The organism is Pseudomonas lurida, assembly GCF_002563895.1.
Lineage (GTDB): Bacteria > Pseudomonadota > Gammaproteobacteria > Pseudomonadales > Pseudomonadaceae > Aquipseudomonas > Aquipseudomonas lurida.
Window position 1 is genome coordinate 4,992,684 of record NZ_PDJB01000001.1, and the last position, 16,622, is coordinate 5,009,305.

Sequence of the window (16,622 nt, forward strand, 5' to 3'; positions counted from 1 at the left end):
ATGCGAAGCGAGCCGCCGTTGATCTGGCTTTTGATCTTGCCTTTGATCTGAGGCGCCCCATCAAACACGCTGGCCGGAATTCGACAGGGATTTGGGGGGTAAACCGGCAGGGATGCCGGTTTAGCCGCCCCGCGCCATGGAGGGCGCGTGGCGGCGGCCCTCCAAATCCCTGTCGGATTACGGGCACACCGAGCGTGAGCGAGGTGCCGAGTGTTGGGGCAAGAGCCCTTTGGTTACTTTGGGGCTCTTTTCCAAAGTGACCCGCTGTAAGAGCGGAACCCTTCGTAGCCGTTACCTAAATAACGGATATGTACCCGGCCTGATCCAACATTCAGGTCGGCTGTCAGGCCGCCTTCGCAGGCAAGCCCGCTCCCACAGTTGGATCGTGGCCTTACAGTCAGATAGCGGTCGCATGTCAGGCCCCGCGCCGCCTATGCTGTGAGGAGGCCCATACAGGCGCCCTCAATCCACCCGGCTCAACGACGTCCATAAATGCTGCGCAGCATAGGCCCTGAGCGGCCGCCACGCCTCGGCCCGCGCCAGCAACTGCCGCGCTGAAACCGGCCCACCCTCCAGCGCCACCCATGCATTGATCAAACCGATATCCCCCGACGCAAATGCATCCGCCTCGCGCATCTGACGCATGGCGATGTACTGCGCCGTCCAGTCGCCAATCCCCGGCAACGCCACCAACCTTGCCACGCCCTCCTTGAGACTGGCCTTGGGCTCGAACACCTCGGGATCATCCAGCAAAGCCTGGGCGACAGCCGACAACGTACGCCCACGTGCCTTGGGCATTCCCAGTGTGGTCAAATCCGTCGCGGCCAAGACTTCGGGCCCGGGGAACACATGGGTGATACCGGCGTGCGGCGTTTGCAGCGGTTGACCGTAGCGGACCACCAACTTGCTCGCCAGGCGGATGGCCGCCACCACTGTGATCTGCTGGCCCAACACGGCACGAATCGCCAGTTCGAGCCCGTCCCAAGTGCCCGGCACGCGCAGGCCGGGCCGCGCAGCAACCAACTGCGCCATCAGCGGGTCGGTCGCCAGTTGCGCGTTGATCCACCGGGGCTGGGCGTCCAGATCGAACATCCTGCGCAGGCGCCGCTCGATCTCAGGCAAGGCGGCCTCATCAGGGAAGCCCACCGTGACGTCCAGCCAGTCACCCGCCCCCAACGCAACGCTGATCCAGCCGTGCTGCCCATCGATGCTGATGCTGCGCCGATAGACACACGCCTCCACGGTTTCCAGCCCCATGATCGCCCGTGCCGATAAAAAGCCCACCATCGCTGCCCAGTCATAGGGAGGCTCAAACGTCAGTCTCACAACGACAACACCCCGCTGTACAGCCCATACGCCGCCAGCCCGGCGCCGGCGATCACACAGCTGAAAATGCCTTTTTCCATGTGGGTAAACACGGGCCGGCCCTGCTCACGCTTGGCGAGGGCAAACAGGATCACGCCGGGGGCATAGAGCAGCGCAGACAGCAGCAGGTACTTCAAGCCGCCGGCGTAGAGCAGCCACACCGCATAGCCGAGGGCGACCAGGCCTACCAGCAGGTCCTTCATACGCTGGCCGTGGGCGCCTTCGTAGGTTTCGCCGCGCCCGCTCAACAGCACCGCATAGGCCGCCGACCACAGGTACGGCACCAGGATCATCGATGAGGCAAGGTAGATCAGGGTGGTGTAGGTGCTGTGGGAAAACAGGGTGATCACCAAAAAGACCTGGATCATCACATTGGTCAGCCATAACGCGTTGACCGGCACCTGGTTGGCGTTTTCCTTTTTCAGGAAAGCCGGCATGGTCTTGTCATGGGCCGTGGCATAGAGGATTTCCGCGCAGAGCAACGCCCAGGACAGCAAGGCACCGAGCAGCGACACCGCCAGGCCGATGCTGATCGCCATCGCCCCCCACGGGCCGACAATATGTTCCAGCACACCCGCCAGTGACGGGTTCTGCAATTGCGCGAGTTCGGGCTGGCTCATGATGCCCAAGGACAGCACATTCACCAGCACCAGCAACGCCAGCACGCCCAGGAAGCCGATCACCGTGGCGCGGCCCACGTCCGAGCGTTTCTCGGCCCGCGCCGAATACACACTGGCGCCCTCGATACCGATAAACACAAACACAGTGACCAGCATCATGTTGCGCACCTGGTCCACCACGTTGCCCAGGTTCGGGTTACCTGCACCCCAGATATCACGGGTGAAGATCTCGGCCCTGAAGGCCACGCAAGCAATCACGATAAACATCAGCAGCGGCACGATCTTCGCGACAGTGGTGATCTGGTTGATGAACGCGGCCTCCTTGATCCCACGCAGCACCAGAAAGTGCACGGCCCACAGCAGCAAGGATGCACAACCGATGGCCACCGGCGTATTGCCCTGGCCGAACACCGGAAAAAAGTAACCCAGGGTGCTGAACAGCAACACGAAGTAACCAACGTTACCCAGCCACGCGCTTATCCAGTAACCCCAGGCGGATGAGAAGCCCATGTAGTCGCCGAAGCCAGCCTTGGCGTAGGCATACACCCCCGAATCCAGCTCGGGCTTGCGATTGGCCAGGCTCTGGAACACGAAGGCGAGGGTCAGCATACCGACCGCGGTGATTGCCCAGCCGATCAATACGGCCCCGACCTCGGCACGCGCCGCCATGTTCTGCGGCAGCGAGAAAATCCCGCCACCGATCATCGACCCTACCACCAAGGCGATCAGGGCACTGAGTCGTAGCTTCTGGGCCGGTTGGGACATGGACACTCCTGATTATATGAACTTTTTAGCTAAAACTGTGCACTCAACGCCTTAATCCAGCGAGTGTATCGTTTATGAGTGACTGCGATAAAAACACCCTGCTCATAACCCAACGGCATGACCGTTTATATAGTTTAGGCTTATTTATACTTTAAATACCGTCGGTCATCTGTCGCTTTAACGTTACTTGCTGTCGCCTTACCGAAAAGTTTGCACATTTGGGAAAACGGTCTAGCTTAAACCGTCCATACGTAGCACTAAATGATTAACCAATACGCAGGGAGTGCTCTGGAAAGCACCTTTGCGCGAAAAACTATTGCCCAGAACTTTCCATCCCAAGTCATTAATTCACAATGGAATGTGCCAATGAAGTGATCTGAGTCAGCTGTTTGATTAGCGCACGGATTTATTCTGTGGTCTCTCTTCTCCTGCATTGGAGTTATGCGATGTCTGAATCTCCCGGAAAACTTCGATTGGGCGCACTGGTTGCACTTGTCGTCGGCTCGATGATTGGCGGCGGGATCTTCTCACTGCCGCAAAATATGGCCGCCAGTGCCGACGTCGGCGCCGTGTTGATTGGTTGGGTCATTACCGCCATCGGCATGTTGACCCTCGCCTTCGTCTTCCAGACCCTGGCAAACCGCAAGCCCGACCTCGACGGCGGCGTGTATGCCTACGCCAAGGCCGGCTTTGGCGACTACATGGGCTTCTCATCCGCCTGGGGTTACTGGATCAGCGCGTGGCTGGGCAACGTCGGTTACTTCGTATTGCTGTTCAGCACCCTCGGTTACTTCTTCCCGATCTTTGGCGAAGGCAATACGCCGGCCGCCGTGATCGGTGCGTCGGTGCTGCTGTGGGCTGTGCATTTCCTGGTGCTGCGCGGCATCAAGGAAGCGGCGTTCATCAACCTGGTGACCACCGTCGCCAAGGTGGTGCCGCTGGTGCTGTTTGTGTTGATCGCGCTGTTCGCGTTCAAGCTGGATATTTTCACAGCGGATATCTGGGGCGTGAAAAACCCCGACCTGGGCAGTGTGATGAACCAGGTGCGCAACATGATGCTGGTCACCGTGTGGGTATTCATCGGCATCGAAGGCGCGAGCATCTTCTCCTCCCGTGCGGAAAAACGCTCCGACGTCGGCAAGGCCACCGTGATCGGCTTTATCACCGTGCTGCTGTTCCTGATGCTGGTGAACGTGCTGTCCCTGGGGATCATGACCCAACCGGAACTGGCCAAACTGCAGAACCCGTCGATGGCGGCCGTGCTGGAGCATGTCGTGGGCCACTGGGGCGCGGTGCTGATCAGTGTCGGCTTGATCATCTCGCTGCTGGGGGCATTGCTGTCGTGGGTGCTGTTGTGTGCAGAGATCATGTTCGCCGCCGCCAAGGACCACACCATGCCGGAGTTCCTGCGCCGCGAAAACGCCAACCACGTGCCGGCCAACGCCCTGTGGCTGACCAACGCGATGGTGCAGATCTTCCTGGTGATCACGCTGTTTTCCGCCAGCACCTACCTGTCGCTCATCTACCTCGCCACCTCGATGATCCTGGTGCCCTACCTGTGGTCGGCGGCCTACGCCCTGCTCCTGGCGGTGCGCGGCGAGACTTACGAAAACGCCCTGGCCGAGCGCAAGAAAGACCTGTTCATTGGCGCCGTCGCGCTGATCTACGCGGTCTGGCTGCTCTACGCCGGCGGTGTCAAATACTTGCTGCTTTCCGCCCTGCTGTATGCCCCCGGCGTGATCCTGTTCGCCAAGGCCAAGCATGAACTGGGCAAACCGATTTTCACCCACGTCGAGAAGCTGATTTTCGCCGCAGTGGTCATTGGCGCCCTGGTGGCGGCCTATGGGCTCTACGACGGCTTCCTGACCCTGTAACTCTTGTTCACTGGAGGATCTGTAATGACCACGGAAAAAGTGAAATACGGCGTACATTCCGAAGCCGGCAAACTGCGCAAAGTCATGGTGTGCTCCCCAGGCTTGGCCCACCAGCGGCTGACCCCGAACAATTGCGATGAACTGCTGTTCGATGACGTGCTGTGGGTAGCCCAGGCCAAGCGCGACCACTTCGACTTCGTCACCAAGATGCGCGAGCGGGACATTGATGTGCTGGAAATGCACAACCTGCTGACCGACATCGTCGCTATCCCCGAAGCGCTGGACTGGATCCTGGAGCGCAAGATCACTGCTAATACGGTGGGCCTGGGCCTGGTCGATGAAGTCAGCTCGTGGCTGCGCAGCCTGGAGCCGCGCAAGATCAGCGAGTTCCTGATCGGCGGTGTGTCGGCTGATGACCTGCCGAGCAGCTTCGGTGGCAAGACCATCGAGATGTTCCGCGATTTCCTAGGCCACGCCAGTTTCATCCTGCCGCCATTGCCCAACACCCAATTCACCCGTGACACCACCTGCTGGATCTACGGCGGCGTGACGCTCAACCCGATGTACTGGCCGGCGCGACGCCAGGAAACCCTGCTGGCCTCGGCCATCTACAAATTCCACCCTGAGTTCACCAACGCAGACTTCCAGATCTGGTACGGCGACCCCGACCAGGAACACGGCGCCGCCACGCTGGAAGGCGGCGACGTCATGCCGATTGGCAATGGTGTCGTACTGATCGGCATGGGCGAACGCTCGTCCCACCAGGCCATCGGACAACTGGCGCGTAACCTGTTCAAAAACAAAGCCGTGGAACGCGTGATCGTTGCCGGCCTGCCGAAATCCCGCGCGGCGATGCACCTGGACACCGTGTTCAGCTTCTGCGACCGCGACCTGGTGACCATCTTCCCTGAAGTGGTCAACCAGATCGTCCCCTTCACCTTGCGCCCTGATGACAGCAAGCCGCATGGCATCGACATCCAACGAGAGAAAACCAACTTCCTCGAAACCGTCGCCGCTGCCCTCAACCTCAAGGCGCTGCGTGTGGTCGAGACCGGCGGCAACAGCTTCGCCGCCGAACGTGAACAGTGGGACGACGGCAACAACGTGGTCGCAGTGGAGCCTGGCGTGGTGATCGGTTACGACCGCAACACCTACACCAACACCCTGCTGCGCAAGGCCGGCGTGGAAGTCATCACCATCAGTGCCGGCGAACTCGGCCGCGGCCGGGGCGGTGGCCACTGCATGACCTGCCCGATCATCCGCGACCCAATCGACTATTAATTTCCAGGCCTTGGCCGTCGCCCATAAGGCGCCGGCCAAGGGGATAACCTAAACAGAAGGAGATCCATCATGGCTTTCAACATGCGCAACCGCAGCCTGCTGTCGCTGATGCACCACACTACCCGCGAGCTGCACTACCTGCTGGACCTGTCCCGCGACCTCAAGCGCGCCAAATACACCGGCACCGAGCGTCCGCACCTGAAGGGCAAGAACATCGCGCTGATCTTCGAAAAAACCTCGACTCGCACCCGCTGCGCTTTCGAAGTCGCGGCCCATGACCAGGGCGCGCACGTCACCTATATCGACCCGGTGTCATCGCAGATCGGCCACAAGGAAAGCATGAAAGACACCGCTCGCGTACTCGGACGCATGTTCGACGCGATCGAGTACCGTGGCTTCGAGCAGGAGATCGTCGAAGAGCTGGCCAAGTTCGCCGGCGTACCGGTGTTCAACGGCCTGACTGCCGAGTTCCACCCGACCCAAATGATCGCCGACACCCTGACCATGCGCGAACACAGCGACAAGCCGCTGCATGACATCAGCTACGCCTACCTCGGCGACGCGCGCTACAACATGGGCAATTCGTTGCTGATGATCGGCGCCAAGCTGGGCATGGACGTGCGTATCGGCGCGCCGAAAGCGCTGTGGCCGCACGAGGACTTCATCAAGCAATGCCAGGCGTTTGCCGAGGAAAGCGGTGCGCGTATCACCATTACCGAAGACCCCAAGGAAGCGGTCAAGGGCGTGGACTTCATCCACACCGATATCTGGGTGTCCATGGGTGAGCCAGTGGAAGCGTGGGACGAGCGCATCGAGCAACTGCTGCCCTACCAGGTCAACGCCAAGATGATGAAAGCCTCGGGCAACCCGCGCGTGAAATTCATGCACTGCCTGCCGGCGTTCCACAACAGCGAAACCAAGGTGGGCAAGGACATCGCCGCGCGGTACCCGAACCTGGCCAATGGTGTGGAAGTGACCGAGGACGTGTTCGAGTCGCCGGCCAACATTGCCTTTGAGCAGGCGGAGAACCGCATGCATACCATCAAGGCGATTCTGGTGTCGGCACTCGCGGATATCTAACCCTTCGCCTTGGTAATGCTATCAATGTGGGCGCTGCTTTTTGTGCGAGCCGGGCTTGCCCGCGATGCAGGCGCCTCGGTCTATCAAGCAGACTGCGGTGATGCTATCGCAGGCAAGCCAGCGCCCACATTGACCGCGTTCCTTCATCAGAACTTTCAGAAGGACATTCTGTATGCGCATCGTCGTAGCCCTGGGCGGCAACGCCCTGCTCCGCCGTGGTGAACCCATGACCGCGGACAACCAACGCGCCAATATCCGAATCGCCACCGAACAGATCGCCAAGATCCATGCCGGCAACGAGCTGGTCATCGCCCATGGCAATGGCCCGCAGGTCGGCCTGCTGTCGCTACAGGCGGCGGCCTACACCCAGGTGTCGCCGTACCCGCTGGACGTGCTCGGTGCCGAGACCGAAGGCATGATCGGCTACATCATCGAACAGGAACTGGGCAACCTGCTGGACTTTGAAGTACCGTTCGCCACCCTGCTCACCCAGGTCGAAGTGGACGCCAAGGACCCGGCCTTCCAGAACCCGACCAAGCCCATTGGCCCCGTGTATTCCAAAGCCGAAGCAGAAAAACTCGCCGCTGAAAAAGGCTGGGCCATCGCCCCGGACGGCGACAAGTACCGCCGCGTGGTGGCCAGTCCACGGCCCAAGCGCATCTTTGAAATCCGTCCGATCAAGTGGCTGCTGGAAAAAAGCGCCATCGTGATCTGCGCCGGCGGTGGCGGCATCCCGACGATGTATGGCGAGGACGGCAAGCTCAAGGGCATTGAAGCGGTGATCGACAAGGACCTGTGCTCCTCCTTGCTGGCGTCGCAACTGGACGCCGACCTGCTGGTGATCGCCACCGATGTCAACGCGGCCTTTATCGACTTCGGCAAGCCAACCCAAAAAGCCATCGGCCAGGCCCACCCTGACGAAATCGAAACACTCGGCTTCGCCGCCGGCTCCATGGGGCCCAAGGTGCAAGCGGCCTGCGAGTTCGCCCGCCAGACTGGAAAAACCGCGGTCATCGGTTCACTCTCGGACATCGAAGCCATCGTCCAGGGCAGCGCCGGTACGCGCATCAGCACGGCAACACCTGGCATCACCTATCTGTAAAGTAGAGGAGATACGCCTATGGCAACCTTTGAACCGGGTCACCTGCACGTTGAACGTCACGCGCTGAATGCCCAGGACTACAGCTACAACCTGTGCATCGACTACGAAGTCAGCCAGGACCCCAAGGAAGGCAAGGGGATGCTGTTCAAGCTGCATGGCTCGGTGCAGGGCAAGGACCTCAAGGAGGAGTTTTTCTTGCCCAAGGACCAGGCGTTCGACTTTGCGCGGCATGCGATGAACATTGCGCAGAAATACGGCATGCCCAAGGTTGCCGTGTTGAATGGCTCGATGCACAAGCAGTACGACTTGATGTTCGAGGATGTTCGGCACCAGTTGGATGTGAAGGCAGGCGATCCGGTCAAGCCCGAACACCTCGAATAACCCGATTTCCCAGGCACCAACAATCAAATGTGGGCGCGGGCTTGCTCGCGAATGCAGTGTGTCAGTCAGCAACTTTTTCACTGACCCACCGTATTCGCGAGCAAGCCCGCGCCCACATTTTTGATCTCCATCACCTGTCAGGCATACTGGCCACCCTCAGTACGCCAGAACCAAAAACCGCCCCATGCGTATCCACGTCAGCTTCATCGACCGCGTCGGCATCACCCAGGAAGTCCTGGCCTTGCTCGGTGGGCGCAATCTCAACCTGGATGCGGTGGAAATGGTGCCGCCCAACGTCTATATCGACGCGCCGACGCTGAGCGCCGAGGTCCTCGAAGAACTGCGCGATGCCCTGTTCAGCGTGCACGGCGTGCAGGCGGTCACGGTGGTGGACATCCTCCCCGGCCAACGCCGTCACCTGCAGCTCGACGCCCTGCTGGCGGCCATGACCGACCCGGTGCTGGCACTGGACAGCGCGGGCAAGATCCTGCTGGCCAACCCGGCATTGATTGCGCTGTACGGTCGCGAGCCGGCCGGGGAAAGCATCAGCGAGCTGTTCAATGACCCGGCGCTGCTGGACACCTTGCTGGAACACGGCTTTCGCCTGCCCTTGCGCGAGATCAGCGTCAACGGCCAGACCCTGCTGCTGGACGCCACGCCGATCACCGACGCGGGCGCCCTGCTGACCCTCTACCAACCCAACCGTATCGGCGAACAACTGTCGGCGCTGCACCACGACCATGCCGAAGGGTTTGACGCATTGCTGGGCGAGTCCCCGGTGATCCGCACCCTCAAGGCGCGCGCGCAGCGCGTGGCGGCGCTGGATGCACCGCTGTTGATCCAGGGCGAAACCGGCACCGGCAAGGAGTTGGTGGCACGCGCCTGCCACGCCATCAGCGCGCGCCACAGCGCGCCATTCCTGGCCTTGAACTGCGCGGCGCTGCCGGAAAACCTCGCCGAAAGCGAGCTGTTCGGTTATGCACCGGGCGCCTTTACCGGTGCGCAGCGCGGGGGTAAGCCGGGGCTGATGGAATTGGCCAACCAGGGCACGGTGTTTCTCGATGAGATCGGTGAAATGTCGCCGTACTTGCAGGCCAAACTGCTGCGCTTTCTCAATGACGGCAGCTTCCGACGGGTCGGCGGCGACCGTGAAGTGAAGGTCAATGTGCGCATCCTCAGCGCTACCCACCGCGACCTGGAAAAGATGGTCAGCGAGGGCACCTTCCGCGAAGACCTGTTCTACCGCCTCAACGTGCTCAATGTCGAAGTGCCGCCGCTGCGCGAACGCGGCCAGGACATCCTGTTGCTGGCCCGCTATTTCATGCAGCAGGCCTGTGCGCAGATCCAGCGCCCGGTGTGCCGCCTGGCGCCCGGCACGTACCCGGCGCTGCTGGGTAACCGCTGGCCGGGTAACGTGCGCCAACTGCAGAACGTGATCTTCCGCGCCGCCGCCATCTGTGAAAGCAGCCTGGTGGACATCGGCGACCTGGACATCGCCGGCACTTCGGTGGCTCGCCAGAGCGACGGTGAAATCGACAGCCTGGAACAGGCCGTCGAAGACTTCGAACGCGGCCTGCTGGAAAAGCTCTACACCCACTACCCGTCGACCCGACAACTGGCCAGCCGCCTGCAAACCTCCCACACGGCCATCGCCCATCGCCTGCGCAAGTACGGTATCCCCAACAAATCCTGAAGCGGAGCACCGATCAACAGGTGGGAGCTGGCTTGCCTGCGATAGCGCTGGGTCAGGCAAACCGCTATCGCATGCAAACCAGCTCCCACAAGAATTGCACGCCGACCTTTAGGTTTTGGTCCAGGAACGACACCCAGTGTACTGAAAGCGCTACAGTGGAACGATATCGCTACAACCCTGTTTTTTACGCGCCATGCAAGGCTTTGATCCACATAGGCTTTTTTTCACGCGCCCGAGTGTAGCGAATTCGCTACAGCTGAAATTCATATCGTCATAATCATTTTATTCAAGTTATTGATTTATAAAGACTTAATAACGTTGGCCGCGATATTGCTAAGCAACTCCTCATTATTCCAATCCCGTCCACCAGACGAATCTGGCCCTGAGGAGTTTCCATGAGCGAGTTGCGTTTCACTGAAGATCACGAATGGCTGCGCGCCGAAGCCGATGGCAGCGTCACCGTGGGTATCACCGCTTTCGCGCAGAACGCGCTGGGTGATGTGGTTTTCGTGCAACTGCCGGAGTTGCAGGCCTATGACAAGGGCGCTGAAGCGTCCACCGTGGAGTCGGTGAAGGCCGCCAGCGGTGTGTACATGCCTCTGGCCGGCGAAGTACTCGAAGTGAACGACAAACTCGACGGCAGCCCCGAGCTGGTCAACGAAGACCCGATGGGCGAAGGTTGGTTCTTCCGCTTTAAACCCGCTGATGCCAGTGCAGTAGCTAAGCTGTTGGATCAGGATGCGTACGACCGCCTGATCAAAGCCAACGCTGAAGCTTGAGGAGCGCGCCATGACCGTTAATCTCACCACCGCCAACGAATTCATCGCCCGCCACATCGGCCCGCGCCAGGAAGATGAGCAGCACATGCTTGCCAGCCTTGGCTTCGAGTCCCTGGAAGCCCTGAGCGCCAGTGTGATCCCGGAAAGCATCAAGGGCACCAGCGTGCTCGGCCTGGAAGACGGCCTGAGCGAAGCCGAGGCCCTGGCCAAGATCAAGGCCATCGCCGGCAAGAACCAACTGTTCAAGACCTACATCGGCCAGGGCTACTATAACTGCCACACGCCGTCGCCGATCCTGCGCAACCTGCTGGAAAACCCGGCCTGGTACACCGCGTATACCCCGTACCAGCCAGAGATCTCCCAAGGTCGCCTGGAAGCGCTGCTGAATTTCCAGACCCTGATCAGCGACCTCACCGGCCTGCCGATCGCCAACGCATCCTTGCTCGACGAAGCCACCGCCGCTGCCGAAGCCATGACGTTCTGCAAGCGCCTGAGCAAGAACAAGAGCAGCAATGCGTTCTTCGCCTCGGTCCACAGCCACCCGCAGACCCTCGACGTATTGCGCACCCGTGCCGAGCCGTTGGGTATCGACGTGGTGGTGGGCGATGAGCGCGAACTGACCGACGTCAGCGCCTTCTTCGGCGCCCTGCTGCAATACCCGGCCAGCAACGGTGATGTGTTCGACTACCGCGAGCTGACCGAGCGTTTCCACGCCGCCAACGCCTTGGTAGCCGTGGCCGCCGATCTGCTGGCCCTGACCCTGCTGACCCCTCCGGGTGAGTTCGGCGCCGACGTGGCCATCGGCAGCGCGCAGCGCTTCGGTGTGCCACTGGGTTTCGGTGGCCCACACGCGGCGTACTTCTCCACCAAGGATGCGTTCAAGCGCGACATGCCAGGCCGTTTGGTCGGTGTCTCCGTCGACCGTTTCGGCAAGCCGGCCCTGCGCCTGGCCATGCAGACCCGCGAGCAACATATCCGCCGCGAAAAAGCCACCAGCAACATCTGCACCGCCCAAGTGCTACTGGCCAACATCGCCAGCATGTACGCCGTGTACCACGGTCCAAAGGGCCTGACCCAGATCGCCCAACGTGTGCACCAGTTGACCGCGATCCTGGCCAAGGGCTTGACCACGCTTGGTGTGAACGTCGAGCAGGAACACTTCTTCGACACCCTGACCCTCAACACCGGCGTCAACACCGCCGCCCTGCACGACAAGGCCCGCGCCCAACGTATCAACCTGCGCGTGGTGGACGCCGAGCGTCTGGGTGTGTCGGTGGATGAAACCACCACCCAGGCCGATATCGACACCCTCTGGGCGATCTTCGCCGAGGGCACGGCCCTGCCGGAATTCGCCGTCCTCGCCAACAGCGTGGACAGCACCCTGCCGGCCGCCCTGCTGCGCCAGTCGCCGATCCTCAGCCACCCGGTGTTCAACCGTTATCATTCGGAAACCGAGCTGATGCGCTACCTGCGCAAGCTGGCCGACAAGGACCTGGCGCTGGACCGCACCATGATTCCGCTGGGCTCGTGCACCATGAAGCTCAACGCCGCCAGTGAAATGATCCCGGTGACCTGGGCCGAGTTCGGTGCGCTGCACCCATTCGCCCCGGCCGAACAAAGCGCCGGCTACCTGGAACTGACCTCAGACCTGGAGGCCATGCTCTGCGCGGCCACCGGTTACGATGCGATTTCGCTGCAACCGAACGCCGGTTCCCAGGGCGAGTACGCGGGCCTGCTGGCCATTCGTGCCTACCACCAGAGCCGTGGCGATGAGCGTCGCGACATCTGCCTGATCCCATCGTCGGCACACGGCACCAACCCAGCCACTGCCAACATGGCAGGCATGCGCGTGGTGGTCACTGCCTGCGATGCACGTGGCAACGTGGACATTGAAGACCTGCGCGCCAAGGCCCTCGAGCACCGCGATCACCTCGCAGCATTGATGATCACCTACCCGTCCACCCACGGTGTGTTCGAGGAAGGCATCCGCGAAATCTGCGGGATCATCCACGACAACGGCGGCCAGGTGTACATCGACGGCGCCAACATGAACGCGATGGTCGGCCTGTGCGCACCGGGCAAGTTCGGTGGCGACGTGTCCCACCTGAACCTGCACAAGACTTTCTGCATTCCTCACGGCGGTGGCGGCCCGGGTGTTGGCCCGATTGGCGTCAAGTCGCACCTCACCCCGTTCCTGCCAGGTCACGCAGCCATGGAACGCAAGGAAGGCGCGGTGTGCGCGGCGCCGTTCGGCAGCGCGAGCATCCTGCCGATCACTTGGATGTACATCAGCATGATGGGCGGCGCGGGCCTCAAGCGCGCTTCGCAACTGGCGATCCTGAATGCCAACTACATCTCCCGTCGCCTCGAGGAGCACTACCCAGTGCTCTACACCGGCAGCAACGGCCTGGTGGCGCACGAATGCATCCTCGACCTGCGCCCTATCAAGGACAGCAGCGGCATCAGCGTGGACGACGTGGCCAAGCGCCTGATCGACTTCGGCTTCCACGCACCGACCATGTCGTTCCCGGTGGCCGGCACCTTGATGATCGAGCCGACCGAAAGCGAATCCAAGCAAGAGCTGGACCGCTTCTGCGACGCCATGATCGCCATCCGCGAAGAAATCCGCGCGGTGGAAAACGGCACCCTGGACAAGGACGACAACCCACTCAAGAACGCCCCGCATACCGCGGCCGAACTGGTGGGCGAATGGAGCCATCCTTACAGCCGCGAGCAAGCGGTGTACCCGGTTGCTTCGTTGATCGAAGGCAAGTACTGGCCGCCGGTGGGCCGTGTCGACAACGTGTTTGGCGATCGCAACCTGGTGTGTGCGTGCCCGTCGATCGAGAGCTACGCATAACCGGGCTGAAAACGCGGCCAGTGTAGGCGCTGGCTTGCCTGCGATAGCGGTGTATCAGTGACATTGACGTTGTCTGAACCACCGCCATCGCAGGCAAGCCCGGCTCCCACATTGACCGAGTCGGTCCTCATAAAATAATAAGAAACCGGAGAACAACTCATGTCTTTAAGCGTGTTCGACCTGTTCAAGATTGGCATCGGCCCCTCCAGTTCCCACACCGTCGGCCCGATGCGCGCCGCTGCCCGATTCGTCGAAGGCCTCAAGCGCGACAACCTGCTGAGTTCAACCGCCAGCATCAAGGTGGAACTCTATGGTTCGCTTGGCGCCACTGGCAAAGGCCACGGCAGCGACAAGGCCGTACTGCTTGGGCTGGAAGGCGAACACCCGGACACCGTGAATACCGAAACCGTGGCGGCACGCCTCGCGCAAATGCGCGGCGACGGTCGCCTCAACCTGCTCGGTGAACACAGCATTGCGTTCAACGAGAAAGAACACCTGGCGATGATTCGCAAACCCCTCGCCTATCACCCCAACGGCATGATTTTCCGCGCCTTCGACGCCGCCAATATCCAGATCCGCAGCCGCGAGTACTACTCGGTCGGCGGCGGTTTTGTGGTGGATGAAGACGCGGCTGGTGCCGACCGGATTGTCGAGGACGCCACGCCCTTGACCTTCCCGTTCAAGCACGCCAAGGACCTGCTGAGCCACTGCACCACCTATGGGCTGTCCATCAGCCAAGTGATGCTGACCAATGAAAGTGCCTGGCGCCCGGAAGCGGAAACCCGCGCCGGCCTGCTGAAGATCTGGCAAGTGATGCAGGACTGCGTGGACGCGGGTTGCCGTAACGAAGGGATCCTGCCCGGCGGCTTGAAGGTCAAGCGTCGCGCCGCGGCCTTGCATCGCCAGTTGTGCAAGAACCCGGAATCGGCGCTGCGCGATCCGCTGTCGGTGCTCGATTGGGTCAACCTCTACGCCCTGGCGGTCAACGAAGAAAACGCCAACGGCGGGCGCGTGGTAACGGCGCCCACCAACGGTGCGGCCGGGATCGTGCCGGCAGTGCTGCATTACTACATGCGATTTATCCCCGGCGCGAATGAAGACGGCGTGGTGCGCTTCCTGCTCACCGCCGCCGCCATCGGCATTTTGTACAAGGAAAACGCGTCGATCTCGGGTGCCGAAGTCGGCTGTCAGGGCGAGGTCGGCGTGGCCTGCTCAATGGCGGCCGGCGCGCTGTGCGAAGTGCTGGGCGGTAGCGTTTCCCAGGTGGAAAACGCCGCCGAGATCGGCATGGAACATAACCTCGGCCTGACCTGTGACCCGATTGGCGGGCTGGTGCAGGTGCCTTGCATCGAGCGCAACGCCATGGGCTCGGTCAAGGCCATCAATGCAGTGCGCATGGCGTTGCGTGGCGACGGCCAGCACTTCGTCTCGCTGGACAAGGTCATTCGCACCATGCGCCAGACCGGCGCCGACATGAAAAGCAAATACAAGGAAACCGCCCGTGGCGGTTTGGCGGTCAACATTATCGAGTGCTGACGCCTAAAGGCGCGCCAGCACGTTTTTCAGGAGCTGAATATGTCCACCGAAACCCTGTTGAAAACCCCTCTGCACGCCCTGCACATCGAATTGGGCGCGCGCATGGTGCCCTTCGCCGGTTACGAAATGCCGGTGCAATACCCACTGGGCGTGATGAAAGAACACCTGCACACCCGTGATCAGGCCGGGCTGTTCGACGTGTCCCACATGGGCCAGATCCGCCTGACCGGCGCGAATGCCGCCAAGGCCCTGGAAACCGTGGTGCCGGTCGACATCATCGACCTGCCGGTAGGCATGCAGCGCTATGCGATGTTCACCAACGACCAGGGCGGGATTCTCGACGACCTGATGGTGGCGAACCTGGGTAACGACGAACTGTTCCTGGTGGTCAACGCCGCCTGCAAGGACCAGGACCTGGCGCACCTGCGTCAGCATATCGGCGACCAGTGCACCATCGAGCCGTTGTTCGAAGAGCGTGCCTTGCTGGCCCTGCAGGGGCCGGCGGCGGTCAAGGTACTGGCGCGCCTGGCACCGGAAGTCACCAAGATGACCTTCATGCAGTTCGCCTCCCTGCGCTTGCTGGGCGTGGACTGCTATGTCAGCCGTTCGGGCTACACCGGCGAGGACGGATTCGAAATCTCCGTTCCCGCCGCCAATGCCGAAAGCCTGGCGCGCAGCCTGCTGGCCGAGACCGAAGTACAGGCGATCGGCCTGGGTGCCCGCGATTCCTTGCGTCTGGAAGCCGGCCTGTGCCTGTACGGCCACGACATGAACACCGACACCACACCGATCGAAGCCAGCCTGCTGTGGGCGATCTCCAAGGCCCGTCGTGCCGAGGGTGCTCGCGCTGGGGGGTTCCCGGGTGCCGACAAGATCTTCACCCAGCAACAAGCCGGCGTGAGCCGCAAACGGGTAGGCTTATTGCCGCAGGAACGCACGCCTGTGCGTGAAGGCGCGGAAATTGTCGACGCAGACGGCACCGTGATCGGCAGTGTGTGCAGCGGTGGTTTCGGCCCGACCCTGGGCGGCCCGTTGGCTATGGGTTACCTGGACAGCGCCTTCATCGCACTGGATACCGAAGTTTCGGCGCTGGTACGTGGGAAAAAGGTGCCCCTTCGTGTAAGTAAAATGCCATTTGTACCGCAACGTTACTTCCGCGGCTGATTGGTTGTTTCTATAAGTAACGCGGTTGCGTCAACGTGCACTAATCTGTAACGCAACCGCCATAAAACAGTGCACTATCGATAGCCTTTTTTATAGGTAACAACCTATAACAAGTGATCAAC

Annotated in this window: 12 protein-coding genes; 10 read left to right on the plus strand and 2 right to left on the minus strand. The window is 61.2% G+C overall.

Annotation, left to right across the window (positions count from 1 at the left end; genetic code table 11):
* Positions 1–462: 462 nt before the first annotated feature.
* Positions 463–1,326 carry a DNA-3-methyladenine glycosylase family protein gene (locus ATH90_RS22695; RefSeq protein ID WP_098467298.1) on the minus strand — a complete coding sequence of 288 codons (864 nt, stop codon included), beginning with the start codon at positions 1,324–1,326 and terminating at the stop codon, positions 463–465.
* Complete coding sequence (arcD, locus tag ATH90_RS22700; RefSeq protein WP_098467299.1) at positions 1,323–2,750, minus strand: arginine-ornithine antiporter; 1,428 nt, start codon at positions 2,748–2,750, stop codon at positions 1,323–1,325. Before arcD (ATH90_RS22700) ends, ATH90_RS22695 begins: the two co-directional genes overlap by 4 nt.
* Before the next feature lie 446 nt (positions 2,751–3,196).
* Between arcD (ATH90_RS22700) and arcD (ATH90_RS22705) the strand changes: the two genes are divergently transcribed.
* The 10 genes from arcD (ATH90_RS22705) (at position 3,197) to gcvT (ending at position 16,500) form a co-directional block, all read left to right on the plus strand.
* A complete protein-coding gene (gene arcD, locus ATH90_RS22705) occupies positions 3,197–4,624 on the plus strand; it encodes an arginine-ornithine antiporter (RefSeq protein ID WP_034109134.1) in 1,428 nt (475 codons plus the stop codon).
* 24 nt (positions 4,625–4,648) lie between these two features.
* Positions 4,649–5,905 (plus strand): arginine deiminase, encoded by a 1,257-nt coding sequence (arcA, locus tag ATH90_RS22710; protein WP_034109135.1) that lies wholly within the window; start codon positions 4,649–4,651, stop codon positions 5,903–5,905.
* Positions 5,906–5,974: 69 nt separating this feature from the next.
* Positions 5,975–6,985, plus strand: coding sequence for an ornithine carbamoyltransferase (locus ATH90_RS22715; protein WP_016973242.1), 1,011 nt, complete (start codon positions 5,975–5,977; stop codon positions 6,983–6,985).
* Between the two features lie 172 nt (positions 6,986–7,157).
* Positions 7,158–8,087 (plus strand): carbamate kinase, encoded by a 930-nt coding sequence (gene arcC, locus ATH90_RS22720; RefSeq protein ID WP_069078273.1) that lies wholly within the window; start codon positions 7,158–7,160, stop codon positions 8,085–8,087.
* 18 nt (positions 8,088–8,105) lie between these two features.
* Complete coding sequence (locus ATH90_RS22725; RefSeq protein ID WP_069078272.1) at positions 8,106–8,468, plus strand: DUF5064 family protein; 363 nt, start codon at positions 8,106–8,108, stop codon at positions 8,466–8,468.
* Between the two features lie 184 nt (positions 8,469–8,652).
* Positions 8,653–10,161: a sigma-54-dependent transcriptional regulator gene (locus tag ATH90_RS22730; protein ID WP_034109138.1), complete on the plus strand. Its 1,509-nt coding sequence runs from the start codon at positions 8,653–8,655 to the stop codon at positions 10,159–10,161.
* Positions 10,162–10,556: 395 nt separating this feature from the next.
* Entirely contained in the window at positions 10,557–10,940 is a 384-nt protein-coding gene (gcvH, locus tag ATH90_RS22735) for a glycine cleavage system protein GcvH (RefSeq protein WP_034109139.1), read from the plus strand.
* 10 nt (positions 10,941–10,950) lie between these two features.
* Complete coding sequence (gene gcvP / locus ATH90_RS22740; protein ID WP_098467300.1) at positions 10,951–13,800, plus strand: aminomethyl-transferring glycine dehydrogenase; 2,850 nt, start codon at positions 10,951–10,953, stop codon at positions 13,798–13,800.
* Between the two features lie 159 nt (positions 13,801–13,959).
* Entirely contained in the window at positions 13,960–15,336 is a 1,377-nt protein-coding gene (locus tag ATH90_RS22745) for an L-serine ammonia-lyase (protein WP_034109141.1), read from the plus strand.
* Positions 15,337–15,375: 39 nt separating this feature from the next.
* Positions 15,376–16,500 (plus strand): glycine cleavage system aminomethyltransferase GcvT, encoded by a 1,125-nt coding sequence (gcvT, locus tag ATH90_RS22750; protein WP_098467301.1) that lies wholly within the window; start codon positions 15,376–15,378, stop codon positions 16,498–16,500.
* The last annotated feature ends 122 nt before the right edge of the window (positions 16,501–16,622 follow it).

Bases quoted from the DNA above. Each gene is read 5' to 3' on its own strand.
- arcD (WP_098467299.1), bottom strand. From the start codon at position 2,750: ATGTCCCAACCGGCCCAGAAGCTACGACTCAGTGCCCTGATCGCCTTG.
- arcD (WP_034109134.1), top strand. From the start codon at position 3,197: ATGTCTGAATCTCCCGGAAAACTTCGATTGGGCGCACTGGTTGCACTT.
- arcA (WP_034109135.1), top strand. From the start codon at position 4,649: ATGACCACGGAAAAAGTGAAATACGGCGTACATTCCGAAGCCGGCAAA.
- ATH90_RS22715 (WP_016973242.1), top strand. From the start codon at position 5,975: ATGGCTTTCAACATGCGCAACCGCAGCCTGCTGTCGCTGATGCACCAC.
- arcC (WP_069078273.1), top strand. From the start codon at position 7,158: ATGCGCATCGTCGTAGCCCTGGGCGGCAACGCCCTGCTCCGCCGTGGT.
- ATH90_RS22725 (WP_069078272.1), top strand. From the start codon at position 8,106: ATGGCAACCTTTGAACCGGGTCACCTGCACGTTGAACGTCACGCGCTG.
- ATH90_RS22730 (WP_034109138.1), top strand. From the start codon at position 8,653: ATGCGTATCCACGTCAGCTTCATCGACCGCGTCGGCATCACCCAGGAA.
- gcvH (WP_034109139.1), top strand. From the start codon at position 10,557: ATGAGCGAGTTGCGTTTCACTGAAGATCACGAATGGCTGCGCGCCGAA.
- gcvP (WP_098467300.1), top strand. From the start codon at position 10,951: ATGACCGTTAATCTCACCACCGCCAACGAATTCATCGCCCGCCACATC.
- ATH90_RS22745 (WP_034109141.1), top strand. From the start codon at position 13,960: ATGTCTTTAAGCGTGTTCGACCTGTTCAAGATTGGCATCGGCCCCTCC.
- gcvT (WP_098467301.1), top strand. From the start codon at position 15,376: ATGTCCACCGAAACCCTGTTGAAAACCCCTCTGCACGCCCTGCACATC.